This window comes from Tepidiforma sp. (assembly GCF_034433535.1).
In the GTDB taxonomy this organism is placed as follows: Bacteria; Chloroflexota; Dehalococcoidia; order Tepidiformales; family Tepidiformaceae; genus Tepidiforma.
The window spans coordinates 1-1,504 of the sequence record NZ_DAOUAO010000044.1 but is presented as its reverse complement, the minus strand read 5'-3'; the positions used below and the strand labels follow the sequence as shown (position 1 = coordinate 1,504).

Annotated in this window: 2 protein-coding genes; both read right to left on the bottom strand. The window is 72.6% G+C overall.

The features are described from left to right. The coding region (locus VAE46_RS02345) for a DinB family protein (RefSeq protein WP_322795301.1) at positions 1-234 on the bottom strand (234 nt) is incomplete at its 3' end. Positions 235-257: 23 nt separating this feature from the next. Further along, the coding region (locus tag VAE46_RS02340) for a pyridoxal phosphate-dependent decarboxylase family protein (RefSeq protein ID WP_322795300.1) at positions 258-1,504 on the bottom strand (1,247 nt) is incomplete at its 5' end.

The following is a 1,504-nucleotide window of genomic DNA, read 5'->3' as shown; positions in this document are numbered from 1 at the left end:
GGTGCGGCGGGGGAGGGCGGGTTCGCCGGCGAGGTGGCGGCGGATCACGGCGTTCCAGTTGCGCTCAATGAGGGTGGTGTGGATGAAGTGGTCGGCGCAGGACCACCAGCTCTCGGGGTCGTGCTCGCTGCGGGTGCGGGGCGCGTGGAGCTCGTCCGGAGGCATGGCGGCGAGGGTTTCGAGGAGGTCGGCGCGGCTGCGGGCAAGGCGGAGTTCGATGTCGATGCGGTTCATGGCGGGGGATGGTACGGGATGCGTCAGTTGTAGGCTGCCGGGCGGTCTCCGCCGGCTGCGGCGGAGCGGGCCGCTTCGACGGCGCGGGCGGCGGCTTCGACGTACTCGGCGGCGTGCGGTTCGTGGACCGGGGTGGCCATCACGTGGAGGCCGTCCGGGTCGGCGGTGCGCCCGGCGAGCCAGCCTTCGCGGGCCATGGCGGCAGCGACGCGGCCCATGGAGAGCCCTTCGATGGCCCAGGCGAAGGCGTAGAGGGGCGGTTCGCCGTGGAGGATGAAGCCGGGGATGCGCTGCAACCCGGCGATGATGGCGTCGCGGGCGCGCATGCTGGAGGCGGCGAGTTCGCGGTAGCCTTCCTGGCCGAGGTACTGGAAGGCGGCCCAGGCGGCGGCGATGGCGCTGCCCGGCCGGCTGCCCGTGAAAGTGAGGCTGGAATAGGTGCCGCTGGGCCAGTCGTCGAAGGTGAAGCGGGCGAACTCGCGGTGGTCGGCGGAGCGGAAGGTGACGGTGGAGGCGGGCTTGGCTGCGAACCCGGACTTGTGGAGATCGGCGGAGATTGAGGTTACGCCGGGGAGTTCGAGGCCGAAGGGCGGGACCGGGTAGCCGAGCTGGCGGACGAAGGGGCCGAGGATGCCGCCGACGCAGGCATCGACGTGGAGCCAGAGGCCGCGGCGCAGGGCGAGGTCGGAAAGGGCCTCGATGGGGTCGATGAGGCCGAGCGAATAGGCCGGCGCGGAGGCGTAGAGGCCGACGGTGGTGTCGTCGATGGCGGCCTCGATGGCAGCGGGGTCGGCGCGGTGGTCGGGCCCGGTGGGGACGCGGCGGACGCGGAGGCCGAGGAGGAAGGCTGCCTTATCGAGGGCGGGATGGGCCGAGCGCGGCGCGACGATGACCGGTTCGGGGAGGCCGGGGCGGGTAGCGCGTGCCCACTGCCGGAGGGCGAGCATGGCGAGGAAGATGCTTTCGGTGCCGCCGGAGGTGAAGATGCCGGGGGTTTCGGCGCTGCCGCCGAGGTGCTCGGCGACGGCGAGGAGGACTTCGCCCTCCATGCGGGCGAGGCTGGGGAAGGCACGGAGCCCGAGGCCGTTCTCGGCGAGGAAGAGGGTCGAGGCGCGTGCGAGGACCTCTTCGAGGTCATCGGTGGCGTACCAGATGTAGGCGCCGTGGCGGCCGCGCCGCCAGTCGAGGTCGCCCGCCCGCATGGCTTGCAGGTCGGCTTCGATGTCGGGCCATGGTCGGCGGGCTTGCGGGATGGGCATGGGAGGTGGGA